Origin of the sequence: Microbacterium xanthum (assembly GCF_034531355.1) — a bacterium.
Lineage (GTDB): Bacteria > Actinomycetota > Actinomycetes > Actinomycetales > Microbacteriaceae > Microbacterium > Microbacterium xanthum.
Genome location: NZ_JAWHUE010000001.1, coordinates 171,765 through 192,085 on the forward strand (window position 1 = coordinate 171,765; position 20,321 = coordinate 192,085).

The 20,321-nt window shown below is 72.3% G+C and carries 20 protein-coding genes; 8 read left to right on the plus strand and 12 right to left on the minus strand.

Annotated features, from left to right (window positions below; translation table 11 throughout):
- The first annotated feature begins 33 nt into the window (after nucleotides 1–33).
- Both cydD and cydC read left to right on the plus strand, forming a co-directional pair.
- The gene (gene cydD, locus RZO50_RS00855; RefSeq protein ID WP_322597825.1) at nucleotides 34–1,695 is read left to right on the plus strand and encodes a thiol reductant ABC exporter subunit CydD; all 1,662 of its coding nucleotides are present in this window, start codon (nucleotides 34–36) and stop codon (nucleotides 1,693–1,695) included.
- Nucleotides 1,692–3,383, plus strand: coding sequence for a thiol reductant ABC exporter subunit CydC (gene cydC / locus RZO50_RS00860; RefSeq protein ID WP_322597826.1), 1,692 nt, complete (start codon nucleotides 1,692–1,694; stop codon nucleotides 3,381–3,383). The genes cydD and cydC overlap by 4 nt, the downstream gene beginning before the upstream one ends.
- Nucleotides 3,384–3,386: 3 nt before the next feature.
- Here the strand turns inward: cydC and RZO50_RS00865 are convergent, their stop codons facing one another.
- From RZO50_RS00865 to RZO50_RS00895, 7 genes are all read right to left on the minus strand, one after another.
- Nucleotides 3,387–4,934: an SDR family oxidoreductase gene (locus tag RZO50_RS00865; RefSeq protein WP_322597827.1), complete on the minus strand. Its 1,548-nt coding sequence runs from the start codon at nucleotides 4,932–4,934 to the stop codon at nucleotides 3,387–3,389.
- 10 nt (nucleotides 4,935–4,944) lie between these two features.
- Nucleotides 4,945–5,595, minus strand: a complete 651-nt coding sequence (locus RZO50_RS00870) for a GNAT family N-acetyltransferase (RefSeq protein ID WP_322597828.1) — start codon at nucleotides 5,593–5,595, stop codon at nucleotides 4,945–4,947.
- Nucleotides 5,592–6,698 carry an ABC transporter ATP-binding protein gene (locus RZO50_RS00875; RefSeq protein WP_322597829.1) on the minus strand — a complete coding sequence of 369 codons (1,107 nt, stop codon included), beginning with the start codon at nucleotides 6,696–6,698 and terminating at the stop codon, nucleotides 5,592–5,594. The genes RZO50_RS00870 and RZO50_RS00875 overlap by 4 nt, the downstream gene beginning before the upstream one ends.
- A complete protein-coding gene (locus RZO50_RS00880) occupies nucleotides 6,695–7,501 on the minus strand; it encodes an ABC transporter permease (protein ID WP_322597830.1) in 807 nt (268 codons plus the stop codon). The genes RZO50_RS00875 and RZO50_RS00880 overlap by 4 nt, the downstream gene beginning before the upstream one ends.
- Nucleotides 7,501–8,226: a molybdate ABC transporter substrate-binding protein gene (gene modA / locus RZO50_RS00885; protein WP_322597831.1), complete on the minus strand. Its 726-nt coding sequence runs from the start codon at nucleotides 8,224–8,226 to the stop codon at nucleotides 7,501–7,503. The genes RZO50_RS00880 and modA overlap by 1 nt, the downstream gene beginning before the upstream one ends.
- Before the next feature lie 11 nt (nucleotides 8,227–8,237).
- A complete protein-coding gene (locus RZO50_RS00890) occupies nucleotides 8,238–8,630 on the minus strand; it encodes a TOBE domain-containing protein (protein ID WP_322597832.1) in 393 nt (130 codons plus the stop codon).
- A gap of 115 nt (nucleotides 8,631–8,745) precedes the next feature.
- Nucleotides 8,746–9,138 (minus strand): PPOX class F420-dependent oxidoreductase, encoded by a 393-nt coding sequence (locus RZO50_RS00895; protein WP_322597833.1) that lies wholly within the window; start codon nucleotides 9,136–9,138, stop codon nucleotides 8,746–8,748.
- Nucleotides 9,139–9,282: 144 nt separating this feature from the next.
- Here RZO50_RS00895 and RZO50_RS00900 point away from each other — a divergent pair, with 144 nt between their 5' ends.
- From RZO50_RS00900 to RZO50_RS00920, 5 genes are read left to right on the plus strand one after another with little or no spacing between them, the layout of a single operon-like run.
- A complete protein-coding gene (locus RZO50_RS00900; RefSeq protein WP_322597834.1) occupies nucleotides 9,283–10,398 on the plus strand; it encodes a ThiF family adenylyltransferase in 1,116 nt (371 codons plus the stop codon).
- A gap of 7 nt (nucleotides 10,399–10,405) precedes the next feature.
- Nucleotides 10,406–11,644 (plus strand): molybdopterin molybdotransferase MoeA, encoded by a 1,239-nt coding sequence (locus RZO50_RS00905; protein ID WP_322597835.1) that lies wholly within the window; start codon nucleotides 10,406–10,408, stop codon nucleotides 11,642–11,644.
- Entirely contained in the window at nucleotides 11,641–12,123 is a 483-nt protein-coding gene (gene moaC / locus RZO50_RS00910) for a cyclic pyranopterin monophosphate synthase MoaC (protein ID WP_322597836.1), read from the plus strand. Before RZO50_RS00905 ends, moaC begins: the two co-directional genes overlap by 4 nt.
- Nucleotides 12,120–12,989, plus strand: coding sequence for an NTP transferase domain-containing protein (locus RZO50_RS00915; RefSeq protein ID WP_322597837.1), 870 nt, complete (start codon nucleotides 12,120–12,122; stop codon nucleotides 12,987–12,989). The genes moaC and RZO50_RS00915 overlap by 4 nt, the downstream gene beginning before the upstream one ends.
- On the plus strand, nucleotides 12,986–13,249 hold the full coding sequence (locus tag RZO50_RS00920) for a MoaD/ThiS family protein (RefSeq protein WP_322597838.1): 264 nt from the start codon (nucleotides 12,986–12,988) through the stop codon (nucleotides 13,247–13,249). Before RZO50_RS00915 ends, RZO50_RS00920 begins: the two co-directional genes overlap by 4 nt.
- A gap of 6 nt (nucleotides 13,250–13,255) precedes the next feature.
- Here RZO50_RS00920 and moaA read toward each other — a convergent pair whose 3' ends face one another.
- Genes moaA through RZO50_RS00940 form a run of 4 tightly spaced genes read right to left on the minus strand, consistent with a single transcriptional unit; the run spans nucleotide 13,256 to nucleotide 17,497 of the window.
- Entirely contained in the window at nucleotides 13,256–14,263 is a 1,008-nt protein-coding gene (gene moaA / locus RZO50_RS00925; protein WP_322597839.1) for a GTP 3',8-cyclase MoaA, read from the minus strand.
- Entirely contained in the window at nucleotides 14,260–14,688 is a 429-nt protein-coding gene (locus tag RZO50_RS00930; RefSeq protein WP_322597840.1) for a molybdenum cofactor biosynthesis protein MoaE, read from the minus strand. The genes moaA and RZO50_RS00930 overlap by 4 nt, the downstream gene beginning before the upstream one ends.
- A complete protein-coding gene (locus RZO50_RS00935) occupies nucleotides 14,688–15,167 on the minus strand; it encodes a MogA/MoaB family molybdenum cofactor biosynthesis protein (protein WP_322597841.1) in 480 nt (159 codons plus the stop codon). Before RZO50_RS00935 ends, RZO50_RS00930 begins: the two co-directional genes overlap by 1 nt.
- Nucleotides 15,164–17,497: an FdhF/YdeP family oxidoreductase gene (locus RZO50_RS00940; RefSeq protein ID WP_322597842.1), complete on the minus strand. Its 2,334-nt coding sequence runs from the start codon at nucleotides 17,495–17,497 to the stop codon at nucleotides 15,164–15,166. The genes RZO50_RS00935 and RZO50_RS00940 overlap by 4 nt, the downstream gene beginning before the upstream one ends.
- A gap of 50 nt (nucleotides 17,498–17,547) precedes the next feature.
- Between RZO50_RS00940 and fdhD the strand changes: the two genes are divergently transcribed.
- Nucleotides 17,548–18,390: a formate dehydrogenase accessory sulfurtransferase FdhD gene (gene fdhD / locus RZO50_RS00945; RefSeq protein WP_322597843.1), complete on the plus strand. Its 843-nt coding sequence runs from the start codon at nucleotides 17,548–17,550 to the stop codon at nucleotides 18,388–18,390.
- Between the two features lie 11 nt (nucleotides 18,391–18,401).
- Here fdhD and RZO50_RS00950 read toward each other — a convergent pair whose 3' ends face one another.
- Nucleotides 18,402–20,315, minus strand: coding sequence for a helicase HerA-like domain-containing protein (locus RZO50_RS00950; RefSeq protein WP_322597844.1), 1,914 nt, complete (start codon nucleotides 20,313–20,315; stop codon nucleotides 18,402–18,404).
- Nucleotides 20,316–20,321 lie beyond the last annotated feature (6 nt).

A 20,321-nucleotide genomic window follows, 5' to 3' on the forward strand; every position in this document is an offset into this window, starting at 1 on the left:
CTGCGCCATCCGAACGAGTAGGGTCGAAGCGACGTGAGCGACACAGGACGATCCGAGCGGCGCACCCCGCCGGTGGACCCGCGCCTGCTTCGCTATGCGCGGGCATCTCGTGGGTTCTTCGTCGCCATCGCCGCCCTCGCCGTCGCGCAGACCCTCGTCATCGTGGTCTTCGCCTGGTTGATCACCCGCAGTGTCACCGGTGTGATCGACGGCGCCCCCGCGTCGGAGCTGGCCACGACGCTCGCCCTGCTGGCGGCGGTCGTCGTCCTCCGCGCGGGCCTGCTCTGGGCGCGTGAGGCGTTGGCGGCGCGCGCGGCCGCCCGGGTGGAGTCGCAGCTGCGGGACGGACTGCTCGACGCCGTCGACCTTCTCGGTCCGAGCTGGCTGGCGGGGCGCTCGACGGCCGCCCTCGCGGTCACCGCCGGTCGCGGCCTCGCCTCCCTCGAGGCATACTTCGGGCGCTACCTGCCGCAGCTGGTGATGACCGTCGTGGCGACCCCGGTGTTGGTGGCGGTGATGTGGTGGCAGGACTGGATCTCCGGACTCACCGTCGTGCTGACCCTCCCCCTCATCCCGTTCTTCATGGTGCTGATCGGCCTGGCCACGCAAGCGCTGCAGGCGCGGCAATGGAGCACCCTGCAGCACCTCGCGAGCCGCTTCGCCGACACCGTTCAGGGACTCGGCACTCTCAAGGTCTTCGGGCGACAGCATCGGGCGGTCGACGCGGTGGCGCGCGTGACCGAGTCCTACCGTCGCGAGACCATGAAAGTGCTTCGCGTGTCGTTCCTGTCGGGGTTCGCCTTGGAGTTCCTCGCCAGCATCTCGGTGGCGATCATCGCCGTCTCGATCGGATTCCGGCTGATCGACGGCTCGATGACGCTCGGTGTCGGCCTGTTCGTGCTGCTGCTCGCACCCGAGGCGTATCTCCCGTTGCGGCAGGTGGGCGTGCAGTTCCATGCCGCGGCCGAGGGAGTGGCCGCGACCTCGGACGTGTTCGAGGTGCTGGATGCCGCAGACGCGCGCCGGACCCAGACGCCGACGCGGGTGGATGCCGCAACGACGGGAGTCCTCGATGTGCGCGGCGCACGCGTGCGCCGCGGCGACCACGACCTCCCCACGGTGTCCTTCTCGGCCGAGCCGGGGACCGTGACCCTCCTGGTCGGGCCGAGCGGCGCCGGCAAATCCAGCCTCCTCGCCGCACTCCTCGGCACCGCCGACTTCGACGGGTCGATCACGTGGGCGGGCCGCGAGGTCACCTCGTTGTCGGCCGCGTCGTGGATCGCGTGGGCCGGTCAGCGTGCGAGCCTGTCGGCCGGCACGGTCGCCGAGAACGTCGCTCTCGGGGACGCCGCACCGGATCACGCCCGCGTGCGCGCAGCACTCGTCGCCGCGTGCGCCGACGACCTGGACCCCGACATGACGCTCGGCGTGCAGGGGGCGGGGCTCTCCGGGGGGCAGGCCCAACGGGTCGCCGTCGCCCGCGCCCTCCACCGCCGCGCCGCGCAGAACCTGCCGGTGCTCGCACTCGATGAACCCAGCGCAGCCCTCGACGCCGAGACCGAGGCGGCGCTGTGGGCAACGGTGCGGGCGGAGGCCGATGCCGGCGCGGTCGTCCTGCTCGTGTCGCATCGCGACAGCGCCCGGCGGATCGCCGATCGGGTCGTCGACCTGTCCCCGCGGGAGGTGCCGGCATGAGCGTCCCACGGGATACCCGCCGCCCGGGCGAGCGCACCCGGATGGTCCTGCGCGGCGCGATGCCGCCGGCGCGCCGGTTCTGGCCGGCGCTGGCATCGGGGTTTGCGTCGGAGGCATCTGCGGTCGCCCTGCTCGCCGTGAGCGCATGGCTCATCGTGCGAGCGAGCGAGCAGCCGCCGGTCCTGTACCTGACGGCCGCGGTCGTGGGGGTGCGGTTCTTCGCGATCGCCCGTGCCTGTTTCCGCTATCTGGAGCGCCTGACCGGGCACGATGCCGCCCTGCGTCAGCTGGCCACGACCCGCACCGACCTGCTGCGCGGCCTGGTCCCCCTCGCCCCGGACGGCCTCGGCCGGACGCGCCGGGGCTCGGTGCTCTCGAGCATCGTCGACGATGTCGACGACCTGCAGAACCTGCCGCTTCGCGTCGCGCAGCCGCTGCTGTCCTCGGGGGTCGTCGCGGTGGGAGCCGTCATCCTGGTCGGCGTGGTCGCATGGCCGGCTGCGCTGACGCTGCTGGTCTGCCTTACGGCCGCCGGGCTGACCGCATGGGCGTGGGGCTGGATCGCGGGATCACGCGCCGAGCGCGACATCGCCCCCTTGCGGGGACGCCTCGCCGACGCCGTCCTCGATCACCTCGCGAACCTGGACGTCCTGATCGCCTTCGGCGCCGCGGACCGCAGTCGGGCCGCGGTGCGAGACGCGGACCGGGCACTGCGTCGCGCCGTCGTGCGACGCAGCGGCGCCCAGGCGGGCACCGCCGCGATCGTCTCCCTCCTAGCGGGATTGGCCTCTCTGGCCGCCGTGGTCGCAAGTGCCCCGCTCCTGGCGGACGGGACCCTCAGCGGGCCGGGCCTGGCGGTGGCGGTGCTCGTGCCGATGGCGGTCTTCGAGGTGTTCTCCGCCGTGCCGCTCGCGGCCGCGTCGTGGCGACAGGTGCGAGGCGCGGCCGAGCGCATCGCCGCGGCCGTTCCCGATCGCATTCCCGCCGAGCTCCCCGCCGAGCCGGTCGGAACCGGGACCGCGCCGGCGCTCGGCGACGGTCTGCACCTGCGCGGCGTATCGGCCACGTGGCCCGGCGCCGCGACGCCCGCGTTGCGCGATATCGACCTCGACGTCGCAGCGGGAGAACGGGTTCTGGTGGTCGGCTCGAGCGGCGCCGGCAAGTCGACTCTCGCGCACGTCCTCGCCCGGTTCCTCGAGGTCGAGGGCGAGTACCGTCTCGGCGACCGAGCGGTCACCGACCTCGCACCCGACGACGTGCGCCTCACCGTCGGATTGTGCGAGCAGCATCCGATGCTCTTCGACGAGGACATCCGACAGAATCTGCTCTTCGCCCGAGACCGCGCGACCGATGCGGACCTGGAGGCGGTGCTCGAGCGTGTGGGCCTGGGAGCATGGCTTCGACGGCGAGGCGGCCTGGACGCCCGCGTCGGTGAACGCGGCCAGCTCGTCTCGGGCGGCCAGGCGCAGCGCCTCGCGCTGGCGCGGGCGCTGCTGCGGGGGTTCCCCGTCCTCGTCCTCGACGAGCCCACCGCCGGCGTGGACCCCGCCGTCTCCGATGCGCTGCTCACCGACTTGCTGCGAGCGACACGGCCGGATCAGGCCGTCGTGCTGATCTCTCATGTGCGCGTTCCGGACGGACTGGTCGACCGAACCGTGACACTGCGACACGGAGAGATCGTCGCCTGAACGTCACGCCCCGGATGCGGCCGCGGCACGGTCCTCGGCTGCGGCCGTGATGCGGGCGGCCATACCGGTGAAGATGAGCCCGTGGAAGGGCAGAACCGCCAGCCAGTACAGGCGTCCGGTGAGGCCTCGCGGGAAGAAGATCGCCCGCTGATCGTACCGGGCACCGTCGCCGTCGGCGGTGGCGCGCAGCTCGAGCCACGCCGACCCGGGCACCTTCATCTCCGCCCTCAGGCGCAGGAGTTCACCTGGTTCGATCGCCTCCACGCGCCAGAAATCCAGCGCATCCCCGACGCTCAGGCGCGCGCGGCTGCGCCGTCCGCGTGCAAGGCCGACACCGCCGACCAGGCGGTCCATCCACCCACGGATCGCCCACAGCAGGCCCGAGGAGTACCAGCCGTTCTCGCCGCCGACGCCCTCGATGACGCTCCAGAGCTGCTCGACGGGTGCATCCGTCACCGCCGTCCGCGCATCGGTGAAGACCGTGCGCCCGGCCCAGTCCGGGTCGCTCGGGAGTGGATCGCTGGGCACACCAACCAGGTCGGCGTCGCGCCAGCTCGTCTCGACCTGATCGGAATCGAGCCGGCCGAGCGCCAGGCGCACGGCCTCGCGATAGGGCATGAGTCCGTCCTCGGGCGGTGGGATGAGGGTGTCGATCTGGTCGTCTTTGACGACGCACTCGTTCTGCAGGGAGGCAACCAGCGGGCGCGCGATCGAGGCCGGGATCGGCGTGACCAATCCCACCCAGTGAGAGGCCAGCCCGGGTGTCAGAACCGGCAAGGGCGCGATCGCCCGCTGCGGCAGTCCCGCCTCGACGGCGTAGCCGTTCATCATCTGCCCGTAGCGCAGCACGTCGGGCCCACCGATGTCGACCGCGCGGTTCACGTCGCCGCCCACGCGCGCTGCGCCGAGCAGGTAGTGGAGCACATCGCGGACGGCGATGGGCTGGATGCGGTTGCGCACCCATCGCGGTGCCGGCATGTAGGGAAGGACTTCGGTGAGGTGTCGGACCATCTCGAACGACGCCGAGCCGGAACCGATGACCACGCCTGCCTGCAGCACCAGGGCCGGAACGGACGAGTCGAGGAAGACCTCGCCGACCTCCACGCGGGATCGCAGGTGCGGCGACAGGTCCGCGTCCTCGGGATGCAGGCCGCCGAGATAGACGATGCGGTCCACGCCCGCGGTCTCGGCAGCCCGGGCGACGGCCTGCGCGGCGCGACGATCGGCGTCTTCGAAATCACGTCCGGCACCCATCGAGTGGATCAGATAGAAGAGCACGTCGACGTCGTCGGCTGCCTCCGTGAGGGCCTCAACGTCGGTGGCGCTGCCTTCGACGACCTCGACGCGGTCACCCCAGGGGAAGGCCGCGACGCGGCGTTCGTCTCGGGCCAGCAGCCGCACCCGATAGCCCGCGGCCAGCAGGCGCGGCACCAACCGCCCGCCGATGTAGCCGGTTCCGCCGAGCACGAGTGCCCGGCGCGATGTGCCGTCGGCGCGGGGATGGGCCTGCAGGGCCGGTTCGCGGCCGGTGGGCGAGGAGAGATCGTCCATGACCGCGAGGCTACGCCCGCCGAGATTCCCCGCCCGGGGGCTTGACGGGCACGTCGGGCGGGGTGCGCAGATTCATCGCGAACGCCTGCACCCCCGCGTGCGAGGGAACCGCCTCGAAGCCGAGCCGCCGATAGAAGGCCAGCGCCCCCGCGTTGTCGGCGCTCGCGACCAGGTGGAGGCCGGTGACCCCTCGTCCACGCAGCGCGTCGAGGAGCGTCTCGACCAGCCGACGACCCCACCCGTGCCCCTGCACCTCCGGCAGCAGATCGATGTGCAGGTGCGCCGGATGCGTGTCGCCGTAAGGCTCGGCACCCGCGCGCCGAGCGGCGGCGTAGCCGAGGACGCCGCCTTCGCGATCGCCCTCCGCCGCCGGGATCGGCCACTTGCTGCCGTGCGCGGGCCACCACCGGTCATGGAACCAGTCTTCGAAGTCCCGCGTGTCGGGCGCGCACACGACGTACCCGACCGCCGTGTCCTCGTCGTCGACGAGGACGAAGGCCAGGTCGGGATGCCGATCGACGTACGGCAGCACGAACACGGTCGGCCAGATCGAGTCGTCGCTCAACAGACCGGTGGCATCGCCCCCGGCATCGGCCGTGCGCACGCAGACGTCGGCGACCGCCCCGCGATCGGAGGGGCGGTAGGGGCGGATGCCGGTCACGGCGACAGGCTACCCGGGGCGGCGCCGGCCGGCACCACCCTCACCGCGGCGAGGTCCACGCTCAGCCAGACCTCGCATCCGACCTCCCAGGAGCCGTCGGCGAGCGCGTCGGCGGTCACCTCGACCGCTGTATCGGGGGAGGTGGTGTGCACCCGCGCGCCGAACGGCACCGGCTCGATGCGGCGCACGCGGGCCGTCCATGCGACGACGTCGCCCGCCGCCGCAGGCCCGCCGGGTGTGCGCGCCGATCGCATCGCGCGGGGGGCGAACACGGCGTGGGCTCGTCCATCCGCGGTACCCGGCGCGGGGATCCGGATGCCGGCGCCGGCGGCATCCGCCCACTGTCCCGCGCGCACGGCCCCTTCGACCCGGTTCACGCCCGCCACCGCGGCCGCGAACCGGGTCCGTGGCGAGCGCAGCACCTCGGCGACGGGACCGCGCTGGGTGACGATGCCGGCCTCGACGACGAAAATCCGGTCGGCGAGCGCTGCCGCATCCACCGCCGAGTGGGTCACGAGCACCGTCGTCACCTCAGCGGCGCGCACCTGGCGGCGGAGGACCTCGCGGATCTCCGACGCCGTTTCGACGTCCAGCCCGGTCAGCGGTTCATCCAGCAGCACGACATGCGGCTCGGCCGCCAACGCGCGGGCGAGCGCCGCACGCTGCTGCTGACCGCCGGAGAGCTCGTCGGGACGACGGGGACCGAGGCCGGCGAGGCCGAGGCGGTCGAGCCAGTCGTCGGCTCGATCCCGCGCGATCGCCCGGGGCACGCCGGCGGCGCGCATCGGGAAGGCGACGTTCTCGCGTGCCGTCAGATGCGGGAACAGCAGGGAATCCTGCCCGAGGAGCGCGACGCCGCGGTGCGCGGGCGGGACATGCCGTTCCCGCGAGGAGACGGTGCGATCGCCGACACGGACGTGCCCGGCATCGAGGCGGTCCAGGCCCGCGAGGGCGCCCAGAAGGGTGGATTTGCCCGCGCCGCTCGGGCCCAGCACGGCGACGATCTCGCCCGGATCCGCCGCGATCGCCATGTCCAGGACGAATCCGCCGGGGCGTTCCACGCGTACCGCCGCATCGAGTGCGACGCCGCTCCGAGTCGTCATCGCGTCGCTCCCGGTCGCCAGCCGCGCACCAGCAGCAGCACGGCCACCGCGGTCACCAGCAGCAGCAGAGACAGGGCGACCGCGGTCCCCTGCCCCACCCCCGAGCCGTTGAAGGCGGTGTAGATCGCCAGCGGCATCGTCTGGGTGACGCCGGGGGCGTTCCCGGCGAACAGGGCCGTCGCGCCGAACTCGCCGATCGCGCGGGCGAAGGCGAGCACGATCCCCGTGACGATGCCCGGCAGCGCCAGCGGGAGGGTGACCCGCCACAGGATTCGCCATCGGCCCGCGCCGAGGGTCGCGGCGACGGTCTCGTAGCGCGTGCCCGAGGTGCGCAGGGCGCCTTCGAGGGCGAGCACCAGAAATGGCAGCGCCACGAACGTCTGGGCGATGACCACCGCCGCGGTCGTGAACGGCAAGGCCACCCCCCACCCGGCGAGCATCCCGCCCACCGGGCCCGAGCGTCCGAACAGGTACAGCAGGGCGACCCCTCCCACCATGGGTGGAAGGACGAGGGGAATGGTGACGATCGCTCGGAGCAACCCGGCGAGTCGCTCGCCGGCGCGCGCGATCACCAGGGCCAGCGGCACCCCCAGGACGACGCAGCATGCCGTTGCCGCGAGCCCGGTCAGCACGGACAGCCGGAGGGCGGCGAGCGCGTCGGGGGAGGTGATGTCGCTCCACAGGGTGGGCCATTCCACACGCGCGAGCAGCGCCGCCAGCGGTACCACCAGCAGCGCGAGCCCGACGACGGCTGGCAGGGCGAGCACCGGCGGCAGGAACCGCTCCGTTCCGCGGCCTGCCATCAGGGCGTCCCGAATCCGTAGGACGCGAGCACGGCTCGCCCGGCGGCCGAGAGCACATAGGCGACGAACAGCGCGGCCGCGGGGTCGTCCGGATCGACCGCCACGATCGGATAGTGGTTGACGACGTCGTCGCTGCCGGGCACGGAGATGGTGGCCACCCGAGGCTCGGCCATCGCATCGGTGCCGTAGACCAGGCCGGCGTCGGCCTCCCCCGCGGCGACCTTGGTCACCACGGCCGTGACGTTCTGCTCGAGGCTCACCGGCTCCGCGTCGACCCCGGCGGCGTCGAGCAGTCGCAGCGCGGCTGAGCCGCAGGGCACCTCGTCGGCGCAGCGGACGAAGGACACCTCCGGCTCCGCCACATCCGCCAGTCCGGCGAGCCCGGCGGGGTTGCCCTCCGGAACGACCAGGACGAGGGTGTTCGTCGCGAAACGCACCGGGTCGGACCCGAGCCCGGCATCGACGACCGAGGCCATGGTGGTCTCGTCTGCAGAGGCGAACACATCGGCGGGCGCCGATTCGAGGATCTGGGTGGCAAGGGTCGAGGACCCGTCGTAGACGACCGGCGCGACGGGGATGTCGGGGTGCGCCGCGGCGAATCCCTCGACGAGATCGTCGAAGGCGTTCCGAAGTGAAGCCGCCGCGTAGATGCGCAGGGAACCGTCCTCCGCCGGAGCCGCGCAGCCGGAGAGCACCAGCGCGACCGTCCCGATGATCGCCGCCATCGACCGCCGCATCACGATCGCGGTGTCTCGATGATCACGTTGGTCGCCTTCACGACGGCGACGGCGAGAGACCCGACGGCCAATCCCATCTCGTCCACGGCCTCCCGGGAGAGAAGGGAGACCACGCGGTGCGGGCCTGCCTGGATGTCCACCTGCGCCATGATCCCGTCGGCTTCGATGCGGGTCACGAGACCGACGAACCGGTTCCGCGCACTGCGGGCGACCCCGCTCGGGTCTTCCGCGGCGCGGGCCGTCTCGACCGCGAGCGCCGCGAGGCCGACGCCGTCGACGCGGACGGGTGAACCTGCGACGGTCTCCACTCGTCCGGCATCGATCCAGCGCCGCACGGTGTCATCGCTCACACCGAGCAACGACGCCGCCTCAGAAACCCGAAATACGGTCATTTCAGAACATTATCACCGCAAGAGCGGAAAAAACCGGTGCGCGGTCCACGCTCCCGAGGCGTCATGTTTCGACGTGACGAACACGCTCGCGTCGGAGCCGGATGCCCCGCGAGGATCACTCGTCGTAGGCGCGCGACCAGGCCTTCACCGGCTCGATGAGCCACACCGCGAGCCCCGTCCGCATCCCGTAGGGCTCGCCCGTGTAGAGCCGTGCGATGCGGTCGACAAAGGGGAGCGCATCGTCGCCGGCGATGCGCTCCCGCGCGGTACCCCGGACGAACGCCATGGAGTACGGGTCATCGGGGGCCGTGACGGAGATCGCGACACGGGGATCCCGGCGGAGGTTGCGGTCCTTCAGGGTGTCGGTCTCGGTGAACAGCGCGAGGAGGTCGCCCTCGACACCGACCCACAGGGGCACCGAGTGCGGTGATCCGTCCGTCATCAAGGTGGCCAGGTGCGCGATCGCGTCGGTCTCGAAGTACGGCTTCGCCGTGGCCCAGTCGGTCATGCTCTCTGCAACGTCGGTGGCGAGGCGCGTCATTCCCGCTCGGCGGAGACGCCCGCGGCCAGCAGCTCGGCCGCCACGACGGCTGCCCGCACCCACGGCCGCCGAGCCGAACGCTCGACGCGTGATCCGGCGTAGCGTGGTGCCATGACCTTCCCGCCGCTCGTTGCCCCTGTCGACGCGCTCACGCCGGACGAGTTCTCGCGTACGGCTCGGCACCGCGCGTTGCCGCAGATCGGCGACGCGGGCCAGCGACGATTGGCGGCCGCGCGCGTGGCGGTGATCGGTGCGGGAGGGCTCGGCAGTCCGGTCATCCTCGCCCTCGCGGCGGCGGGGGTCGGGATGCTGCGCATCATCGACGACGACCACGTCGAGCTGTCGAACCTGCAACGCCAGGTGATCCACGACCTGACCACGGTGGGCGCGTCCAAGGCCGCCTCCGCGACGGACCGGGCGGGCGCACTGTCGACCGCGATCGAGGTGGAGGCGGTCACCGAACGCCTGGGCGCGCACAACGCCGAGCGGCTGCTGGACGGGTGCGACCTCGCGATCGACGGCAGCGATTCCTTCGCCACACGCGACGTCGTCGACGCCGCCTGCGCTGACCTCGGCATCCCGCTCGTCTGGGGCTCCGTGCTCGCCGGGTTCGCGCAGGTCACCGTGTTCTGGGCGTCTCCGCCGGCTCCGGCCTCCGGCATCCGCCTGGCCGATCTGTTCCCGCCCGGCTCCGCAGGCGAGCCTCCGAACTGCGCCACCGCCGGGGTGCTCGGGCCGCTCTGCCTGCAGGCGGGCGCCCTGATGGCCTCCGAAGCCGTCAAGCTCCTCATCGGCGTGGGCGAGCCGCTCTTCGGCCGCATCTGCGTCATCGACGCCTTCGGCGCGCGTCAGCGCGAGCTTCCGCTTCGCCCATCCGCGGTCCCGCCTACCGATGCGTCCGCTCCCGCGGGGCGTCTGAGCGTCGGCGAGCTGCGTGCGAGCCTCAACGGTCACGCCCCGCCGGCCGTGCTCGATGTCCGCGAGGCGGACGAAGTCGCGACCGGCATGGTGCCGGGCGCTCGTCACGTCCCGCTCGCCCGCGTCCTCGCCGACCCGACCGCCCAGACCGAGTCCCCCGTCGTGGTCGTCTGCGAACGTGGCCCCCGTGCCGAACGCGCCGCCGACGCCTTGCGATCCGCCGGCATCGAGGCGAGCGTGCTCGACGGCGGCATGGCGGCGTGGCGCGCCGCCACCCGACACGATGCGACGACGGTGGCCGGAGGATGATCGTCACATGAGCTCTCTTCTCACCGTCGAGCAGCACCGGGCACGGATCCTCGACGCCCTCGTCGCCTTGCCATCCGAGTCGCTGCCGCTGGCCCAGGCCCACGGCCTCACGAGCGCAACCGACGCGCGAGCTGCCGTGCACATCCCGGTGTTCGACAACTCCGCGATGGACGGATTCGCCGTGCGCAGCGCCGATCTCGTCACCGCCACCGCCGAGTCGCCCGTCCCCCTGGAGGTCGTCGCCGACCTGCCGGCCGGCTCCCCCGAAGACCCGCCGCTGGCCCCCGGGCAAGCGGCGCGCATCATGACCGGCTCCGCGGTCCCCACCGACGCCGACGCCGTCGTCCCGGTCGAGCACACCCTCGCGGCCCTGCAGGACTCCCTCACCCGAACCGACGTGACCGTCTCCGCTCGCGTCGGGCAGCACATCCGCCGGCGCGGCGGCGACCTGGCCGCGGGGGACGTCGTGGTGCGCCGCGGCGAAGAACTCACCGCGTTCCACCTCGCTGCCCTCGCCGCCGCGGGCGTCGCGCGCGTGGCGGTCCACCGGCGCGTGCGGGTGGCGATCGTCTCCACCGGGAGCGAACTGGTGATGCCCGGCGGCGAGCTCCGACGCGGGCAGATCCCCGAGTCCAACGGGACCCTCCTGGCCGGACTCGCCGCCGAGGCCGGCGCCGAGGTCGTGCACACCGCCCGCGTCGCCGACGACCCGGACGCCTTCGGGGCCAGCCTCGTCGCGGCGGCGGATGCCGGGGCCGATGTGGTCGTCTGCACCGGCGGCGTCAGCGTCGGGGCGTACGAGGTGGTGCGGGACGTCCTCGAGGGCGACCGCGTGCGCTTCGACCGCGTGGCGATGCAACCCGGCAAACCCCAGGGGTTCGGCGCGCTGGACTCCGGCATCCCGGTGTTCTGCCTTCCCGGCAACCCGGTCAGCGTGGCCGTGTCGTGGGAGACCTTCGTGCGCCCCGCGCTGGGGCATCTGCAGGGCCGTCGCAACCTGGATCGTCCGGTGATCCGGCTCCCGACGTCGATCGGATGGCGTACCCCGCCCGATCGACGCCAGTACCTTCCCGCGGCGATCGACCGGAGCGACCCCGGGCGGTGGACGGTGGCCCCCGCGACCGCAGGCGGCTCCGGATCCCACCTCGCCGGTGGGCTCGCCCGCGCCGAGGCCTATGCGGTGATCCCCGCCGAGGTGGGTTCCGTCGCGGCGGGCGACCTCGTCGCTGTCATGCTGGTCTCATGAGCGCGCAGCCCTTCACCCATCTCGACGACGACGGCCACGCCCGCATGGTCGATGTCACCGCCAAGCAGCCCACGGTCCGCGCGGCGACGGCCAGCGGTTTCGTGCGCTGCTCCGAAACGGCCGTCGCGGCACTGCGCGACCGCACGGTTCCGAAGGGGGATGTGCTCGCCGTCGCCCGGATCGCGGGCATCCAGGGAGCCAAGCGCACGGCGGAGTTGCTCCCCCTGGCCCACATCATCGGCGTGCACGGCGCGGCCATCGACCTCGAGATCGTCGACGACGGCGTCACGGTGCGGGCGACCGTGCGTACCGCCGACCGCACAGGCGTCGAGATGGAGGCCTTCACCGCCGTCTCGGTGGCCGCCCTGTCCATCGTCGACATGCTCAAGGGCGTGGACCGCTTCGTCCAGATCGAACGGGTGCGACTGGAGGCCAAGACCGGCGGCCGGTCCGGCGAGTGGTCGCGCGGGGAGGAATGAGCCCCTTGCTGGATGCGATCGTCCTCGCCGGCGGACGGTCGACCCGGTTCGGTGCCGACAAGTGTCTCGCCGTCCTCGACGGTGAGACACTCCTGCAACGAGTCGTCGATGCGGCACACGATGCCGGTGCGGGGCGCGTCGTCGTGGTCGGTCCGGAACGGCCGCTGCGGGCGCACCCTCCGGTCATCTGGCGACGAGAGCGACCGGCTTTCGCCGGCCCCGCCGCCGCGATCGGCGCCGGTGTCGATGCCGTCGGCGCCGAGGAGGTCGTGGTGCTGGCGTGTGATCTGCGGCATCCACGAGAGGCCGTCGCCGCCCTCGGCGCCGTGCCCGAGGATGCGGATGCCGTCGTGCCGATCGACGATGCGGGTCGGGAGCAATGGCTGGCCGCACGGTATCGCACCGCCGCGCTCCGCGACGCCGTCCGCGTGCGCGGGGATCTGACGGACGCGTCGGTCCGGTCGCTTATGCGCACGATGGCATGCACCGCTCCGCGGGTCCCTCCCGGCCATGTCTCGGACGTGGACACCAGAGGCGATCTGCACGAAGCTGGAGGCAGGGCGCACGGCGCCCGTGGAACGGAGGACGACATGGCAGACTCACCGACGCACCTGAGCCCCGAAGACCTCGACACGTGGGTCGCGGCCATGCGGGACCGTTTCGATCTCGAGAGCGATGCCGTGCCGACGGCCGAGGTCCTCGGCCTCGCCCGCGACGCCGCCCACGCCATCGCCCGACCGGCCGCTCCCCTCGCAACCTTCGTCGCCGGATTCGTCGCGGCCCGGGAGGGGGGCACGAGGGCCGATATCGCCGAGGCCCTCGCAGCCCTGTCGGAACTCGCCGACGATTGGGAGGGGCAGGATTGACCGCCGCGACATCGGGCGCGGCCGCCGAGGTGACGGTTCGCTTCTTCGCCGCGGCCGAGGAGGCTGCGGGCATGGATTCGGGAAGGTTCGCGGCGGATGACATCGCCGCACTCCGTGTCGCGCTCACCAGCTCGCACCCGCCGCTGGCTGCGGTGCTGCCCCGCTGCGCATTCCTCGTGGACGGCGTGCGGGCCGGTGAGGACACCCGCCTCGCGGAGGCGGCGACCGTCGATGTCCTGCCGCCCTTCGCGGGCGGCTGACGCCGCTCAGCCGCCGATCGCGCTCATCGGCCGCTGCGGCTGGAGGAAGCCCGGCTCATCGATGCCGTGCCCGGGAAGCTTCCCGGCGATGGAGCGTCGGAGGAGCTCGGCGATGTCATCGTCGTCGGCGTCACCGCGCAGCAGCGGAAGCAGGTCCGATTCCTCCCGGGCGAACAGGCAGTTGCGGATCTGCCCGTCGGCGGTCAGCCGCACCCGGTCGCATGCCCCGCAGAACGGCGCGGTCACCGAGGCGATCACCCCGACGGTGGCGGGCCCGCCGTCGACCCGGAAGATCTCCGCGGGAGACGCGCCGCGCTCGCCCACCGGCTCGAGGGCGAACTCCTCGCGGAGGCCCGCGAGGATCTCCTCGCCGCGCACCATCTGGACGCGCGACCAGACATGGCCGGCATCGAGAGGCATCTGCTCGATGAACCTCATCTCGGCCTCGTGGGCGACGGCGAACCGCACGAGGTCCACGAGTTCGTCGTCGTTGACGCCGCGCATCGCGACCGCGTTGAACTTCAGCGGCGCGAATCCCACGGCACGTGCCGCATCGATGCCCGCCAGGGTGTCGTCCAGCCGATCACGGCGGGTGAGCTCGGCGAACCGATCACGGCGCAGGGTGTCGATGGAGACGTTGACCCGGGCGAGCCCCGCATCCCGCAGCGGTCGCGCGAGCTTGGGCAGAGCGAGCGCGTTGGTGGTCATCGACACCTCGAGGGGGCCGTCCTCGCCCTCGATGGCGGCCATCCGCGCCACGACATCGACCACGTCGCGCCGCAGCAGCGGCTCCCCTCCGGTCAGGCGCACCTCCGTGATGCCGAGGCTCGCGGCGACGGTGGCGACCCGGACCAGCTCGTCGGTGGTGAGGATGTTGTCCTTCGCCAGCCACTCCACCCCCTCGGCAGGCATGCAGTACGTGCATCGCAGCGAACACCGGTCGGTCAGCGAGATCCGGAGGTCCCGGTGAACGCGGCCGAACCGGTCGACGAGGGGTCCGCGCACCGGCGTCACGAGCCGATCCCCACCCACGCCGCGGTGCCGCCGGCCTGATGCTGCTTCTTCCACACCGGAAGGTCGGTCTTGATCGACTCGATCAGGTCACGGCTGACGGCGAAGGCTTCGGCGCGGTGGGCCGATGCGGCCACCACGACCACCGCGACGTCTCCGACCGCGAGAGCGCCGACGCGGTGGGTCACGGCGACGAGCGCCCGGTCGCCCGCGGCCTTCTCGGCGAGCTCGCGGAGGATACGCGGCGCGTCGGGATGCGCGGAGTACTCCAGCGTGACGACGGCCCCTTTCGCTTCCGGGTCGTGGTCGCGAACGGTGCCGACGAACGTCGTGAGCGCCCCCACCTCCGGCGCGGTGGCGGCCTGGATGTGCGCGGCCACGTCGATCGGCTCCGCGCTGATCTCACTGATCACGACTCCGGTCGGCATCAGTGGTCGCCGCCTTCCACCTGGGACAGGATGTGGGAGGCGACGTCCACGACGAACGGCATCCCCGAGGCGACGGCGCGCGGGGAACCCGGGAGGTTCACGATGAACGTGCCCCCGGTGACGCCGGCGCGTCCCCGGGAAAGCGCCGCGAGGGGGGTGTGGGCGGCACCGTCCGCCCGGAGCCTCTCGGCCACGCCGGGGATCTCGCGTTCGATCACCCGCGCCGTGCCCTCGGGTGTGAGGTCGCGGGGCGAGACTCCGGTACCGCCGCAGGTCACGATGACCCGGGCACCCGCCTCGACCAGTCGGCGCAGTTCGGACGCGACGGCCTCGGTACCGTCCGGGATGAGCGACGCGTCGTCGCACCGGTACCCCGCGTCCCGCAGCACGGCGACCGCGACCGGCCCCGCGGTGTCCGCGCGCACGCCGCGGTACGACCTGTCGGAGACGGTCACGACGGCGGCGGCGAGAGCGGTCATCCCTCCACGATAGGCGCGTGGACCGCGGACCGGCGCCGTTCGAGCCGGACGATCACACACTTCGAGGTGGGAGTGCCGCTGACATCGGCGACCGAGTCCAACGGAACCAGCACGTTGGTCTCGGGGTAGTAGGCCGCCGCGTTCCCCACAGGGGTGTCGTAGGCGACGACTCGGAAGCCCTCCGCGCGCCGTTCGACGACGCCGCTCTCCCCCGGCCACTCCGACACGAGGTCGACCTGGTCGCCCTCGATCAGGCCGAGGGAGGCGATATCCGCGGGATGGACGAACACCACACGCCGCCCTCCGCGGACGCCGCGATAGCGGTCGTCCTTGCCGTAGACGGTGGTGTTGTACTGATCGTGGGATCGGAGCGTCTGCAGGAGCAGGCGCCCCTGCGGGATCCGCGGATACTGCAGGGCGTTGCCGGTGAAGTGGGCGCGGCCGGAGGGGGTCGTGAACGCGCGATCGCGCGCGCCGTTGGGCAGTCGGAACGAACGCCCCTTCTCGATGCGTTCCTCGAACCGGTCGAAGCCGGGGACGACGTGGGCGATATGCCGGCGCACCCGGGCGTAGTCGGACTCGAGCCCCTCCCAGTCCGCGCGGGGCGCATCCACACGGTCGGCGAAAAGGCGCGCGCTCAGCCTCGTCACGATCGCGACCTCGCTCAGCAGGTCGTCCGCCGGTGGCCGCAGCCGCCCGCGCGACGCGTGCACGGAACTCATCGAATCCTCGACGGTGACGCGCTGCTCGCGCCCACCTCGCGTGTCGCGGTCGGTGCGACCGAGCACGGGAAGGATGACGGCACGACGACCCGTGACCACATGCGAACGGTTGAGCTTGGTGGACACCTGCACGCTCAGGCGGGTGCGGCGCATCGCCGCCTCTGTGACGCGGGTGTCGGGCGCCGCGCTGACGAAGTTGCCGCCCATGCCCATGAACACCCGGACCGCCCCGTCGCGCATCGCCCGGATCGCGGCGACCGTGTCGAACCCGTGGGCCCGTGGCGGATCGAACCGGAACTCCGCACCGAGCGTCGCGAGGAAGGCCTCGGGCATCTTCTCGTAGATGCCCATGGTGCGATCGCCCTGCACGTTCGAGTGGCCGCGCACCGGGCAGACCCCTGCGCCGGGGCGCCCGAGGTTCCCCTGCAGCAGCAACATGTTGACGACGTCACGCAGCGTCGCCACGGAGTGCTTGTGCTGGGTCAGGCCCATCGCCCAGCACACGATCGTGCGCTCGGCTGCCCGCACACGCTCGCCCAGCATCCGCAGCCGGTCCCGGGGGATCCCCGTCGCCTCCTCGAGGTCATCCCACGCCACGGCGGCCACGGCGGCGCGGTAGTCGTCGAAGCCCACCGTGTGAGCCTCGACGAACGCACGGTCCACCACGCCGCCCTCGCGGGCCTCGATCTCGAGGAGGTGCTTTCCGATCGCCTGGAAGAGCGCCTGGTCACCACCGAGGCGGATCTGGACGAACTCGTCGGCGATCGCCGTCCCCCCGGCGATCACGCCGTGCGCGGTCTGCGGATTCTTGAAGCGCTTCAGCCCCGCCTCGGGCAACGGGTTGACCGCGACGACGGTCGCTCCGCGCCGTTTCGCCTTCTCGAGGGCGCTCAGCATACGCGGATGGTTCGTGCCGGGATTCTGCCCGGCGATGATGAGCAGGTCGGCGTCGTGGATGTCCTCGATCGACACCGTGCCCTTGCCGACCCCGAGGGTCTGGGTCAGGGCCGACCCGGATGACTCATGGCACATGTTGGAGCAGTCGGGCAGGTTGTTCGTCCCGAGGCCCCTCGCCATCAGCTGGTACAGGAACGCCGCCTCGTTCGAGGTGCGGCCGGACGTGTAGAAGACCGCTTCATCGGGATCCTCGAGGGCGCGAAGTTCGTCGGCGACGACGTCGAGCGCCTCGTCCCAGCTCGCCGGACGATAGTGGGTCGCGTCCTCATCGAGGATCATCGGGTCGGTGAGCCGGCCCTGCTGTCCAAGCCAGTAGTCGTCGCGGCCCTGAAGATCGGCGAGCGAATGGGCCGCGAAGAAGTCCGGCCCCACGCGCCGGAGCGTCGCCTCCTCGGCCACGGCCTTCGCGCCGTTCTCGCAGAACTCCGCGATGTGACGCCTCTCCTCCTCCGGCCATGCGCATCCGGGGCAGTCGAAGCCGTCCTTCTGGTTCACGCGCAGGAGCGTGCGTGCGCTGCGCAGCACCCCCATCTGGGCCACGGACATCTGCATCGCGTGCCGCACCGCGGGCAGGCCGACCGCGCTCGACGGTGCGGAACCGACGTGCAGCTCGGACTCGTCGATGCCGTCCGCGGGTGCTCCGGTCGCCATGCCCCGAGCGTACCCGTCGGGTCGTGGCCGAGCCGGGCTATCGTGAGGGGATGGCACGCTCGACCGCACGGCGCCGCATCGTGCGGGTGAGGATCGGGGCGGACGGCTCGCCGACGGCGTCGCGCCGAGAGGACGTGCTGGCCGCGGAAGAGCCGTTGGAGATGCGGATCGACGGATCCTCGTGGACCGTGACGATGCGCACCCCGGGAGACGACTTCGACCTGGTGGCAGGCTTCCTCGTCGGCGAGGGCGTCATCGCGGACCCGGCCGAGCTGCGCTCGCTGCGCTACTGCGCCGGACGGGACGCCGACGGCGAGCAGACCTACAACGTGATCGACGCGCACCTCGGCGCGGGCGCCGTGCGCCCGCCCCCGACGGCGGCCCGGCACAGCACGACCACGAGCGCCTGCGGCATCTGCGGCACGGAGTCCATCGACGCGGTCGCCAAGACGGCGCGGCTGCCGATCGAGGTCGCGACCCCGCTCCTGCGTCCTGAGACCCTCGCCGCCCTCCCCGACGCGCTTCGCGCACACCAGCCCGTGTTCGATGCGACCGGCGGGGTCCATGCCGCGGCCCTGTTCGGCACGGCGGGAGACCTCCGCTGCGTCCGCGAGGACGTCGGACGCCACAACGCCGTCGACAAGGTGATCGGATGGGCGTTGCGCGCGGATCGACTCCCTCTCGCCGGCACGATTCTGCAGGTGTCGGGCCGCGCGTCCTTCGAGCTCGTCCAGAAGGCTCGCCTGGCCGGCATCCCCGTCCTCGCCGCGGTCGGGGCCCCCTCGAGCCTGGCCGCCCGACTCGCCGACGACACCGGCGTCACGCTCGTGGGATTCAGCCGCGGCGGCTCCTTCGCGGTGTACAGCCACCCGGAGCGGATCGCCGGCGTGTGACGCCGCCCGCGTCAGCGGCGGCCCGTGCCGAACAGCCCCCGGATCACGTTCGTGACGATCGCCTCGGTCGCGGATGAGGAGAGGACCTGCTCGATCGGCGTGGTGCGGCGTGAGGTGCGAGACGTGCGGCGACTCCCGGTCCGTTTCAGCAAGCGTTCGTACTCCGCGCGCGCCTTCGTCTCGGCCTCGCGGTGCGCCGCGTCCATCGCCGCCTGCTGTCGGGCCAACTCCGCCTCGATCTCGGCCTTCTCCAGGGACGCCCGCTCGGCGGCATCCGCCTCGGCAGCGGCGTTCAGCCGGGCTGCGAGGATCTCGCGCGCCGATTCCCGGTCGATCGGCGTACCGTAGGCGACTGTCAGCGCGGAGGCGGCCACGGCGGCCTCGATCGACTCGTGCGGGGTCGGGGCCATCGACCCCCGCGGCGCGCAGAGCCGCGTCCACGCGACCGGGGTCGGAGCGCCGCGTTCGCTCATCACCGTCACGACCGCTTCGCCCGTCCCGAGTTCCTGCAGCACGCGCTCCAGGTCGTAGCCCGAGCGCGGGTAGGTTCCCACCGTGGCCCGAAGGGCTTTGGCATCATCGGGCGTGAAAGCCCGCAGGGCATGCTGCACCCGCGAACCCAGCTGCGCCAGCACATCACCGGGGACATCCTTCGGGGTCTGCGTGACGAAGAAGACCCCGACCCCCTTCGATCGAATGAGGCGCACGGTCTGCACGATGGCCGCGAGGAAGTCCTTCGAGGCGTCGCGGAACAGCAGGTGGGCCTCGTCGAAGAAGAAGACGAGCTTCGGCCGGTCCGGGTCCCCCACCTCGGGGAGCGTCTCGAACAGTTCGGCCAGCAGGTACATCAGGAAGGTCGAGAACAGGGCCGGCTTGTCCGCGACGCCCGGCACTTCCAACAACGAGATGATCCCCCGCCCGTCCGGGGCGGTGCGGAGGAGGTCGGCCACATCGAACTCCGGCTCTCCGAAGAACACGTCCGCGCCGTCCTCCGCGAAGATGATCAGTTCGCGCAGGATCACGCCGACCGTCGACGACGAAAGGCCCCCGAGGTCCTTGAGTTCGTGCTTGCCCTCGTCGCTGACGAGGTACGTCAGCACAGCACGCAGATCTGCCAGATCGACCAGGGCCAATCCCTGCGCGTCGGCGAAGTGGAACACCAGGCCGAGACTCGACTCCTGGGTCTGATTCAGCCCCAGGACCTTGCTCAGCAGCAGCGGGCCGAACGCCGACACGGTCGCTCGGATGGGGACTCCCGTGCCGATGCCTCCGAGCGCGAAGTACTCGGTCGGCGATGCCTGCGGGCTCCACTCCTGGCCGATCCCGCGTGTGCGCGCGAGCAGTTTGTCGCTCGGCTCTCCCGGTGTCGCCACCCCCGAGAGATCACCCTTGATGTCGGCGGCGAAGACGGGCACACCGTGTGCGGAGAGCTGTTCCGCCAATCCCTGGAGGGTGCGCGTCTTGCCCGTCCCGGTCGCGCCGGCGATGAGCCCGTGGCGGTTCATCATCGACAGCGGGATCCTCACCTGCGCATCCGGACGGGGCTCGGAGTTCACCAGGGCGCCGAGATCGAGCGTCGCGGCCTCGAAGGTGTAGCCGGCGATGACGGCCGCCACCTCGTCGGCATCGAGCGGCCCGTCGGCGGCGATCGGCGCGGGAGGGGTGGCACCGTTCCCGGATGACGCTTCCGGGGCCTCGGCGGCGAGTCGCGGTGCGGGGGACGGCGATGTGTCCCCCTCCGGCGGCACAGGGGCGATCGTCTCGGATCCCGCAGCGCGGGCACGCGCCGCGGCGGCTTCGGCCGCCGCGAGGTCGGCCTTGGCCCGCGCGGCCTGCAGGCGGGCCTCGGCGGCGTCCGCCTCGGCACGCAGGCGGGCGAGTTCGGCTTCGGCGACGGCGATGTCGGACGAGTCGGCGGCGCTCATGCGCGC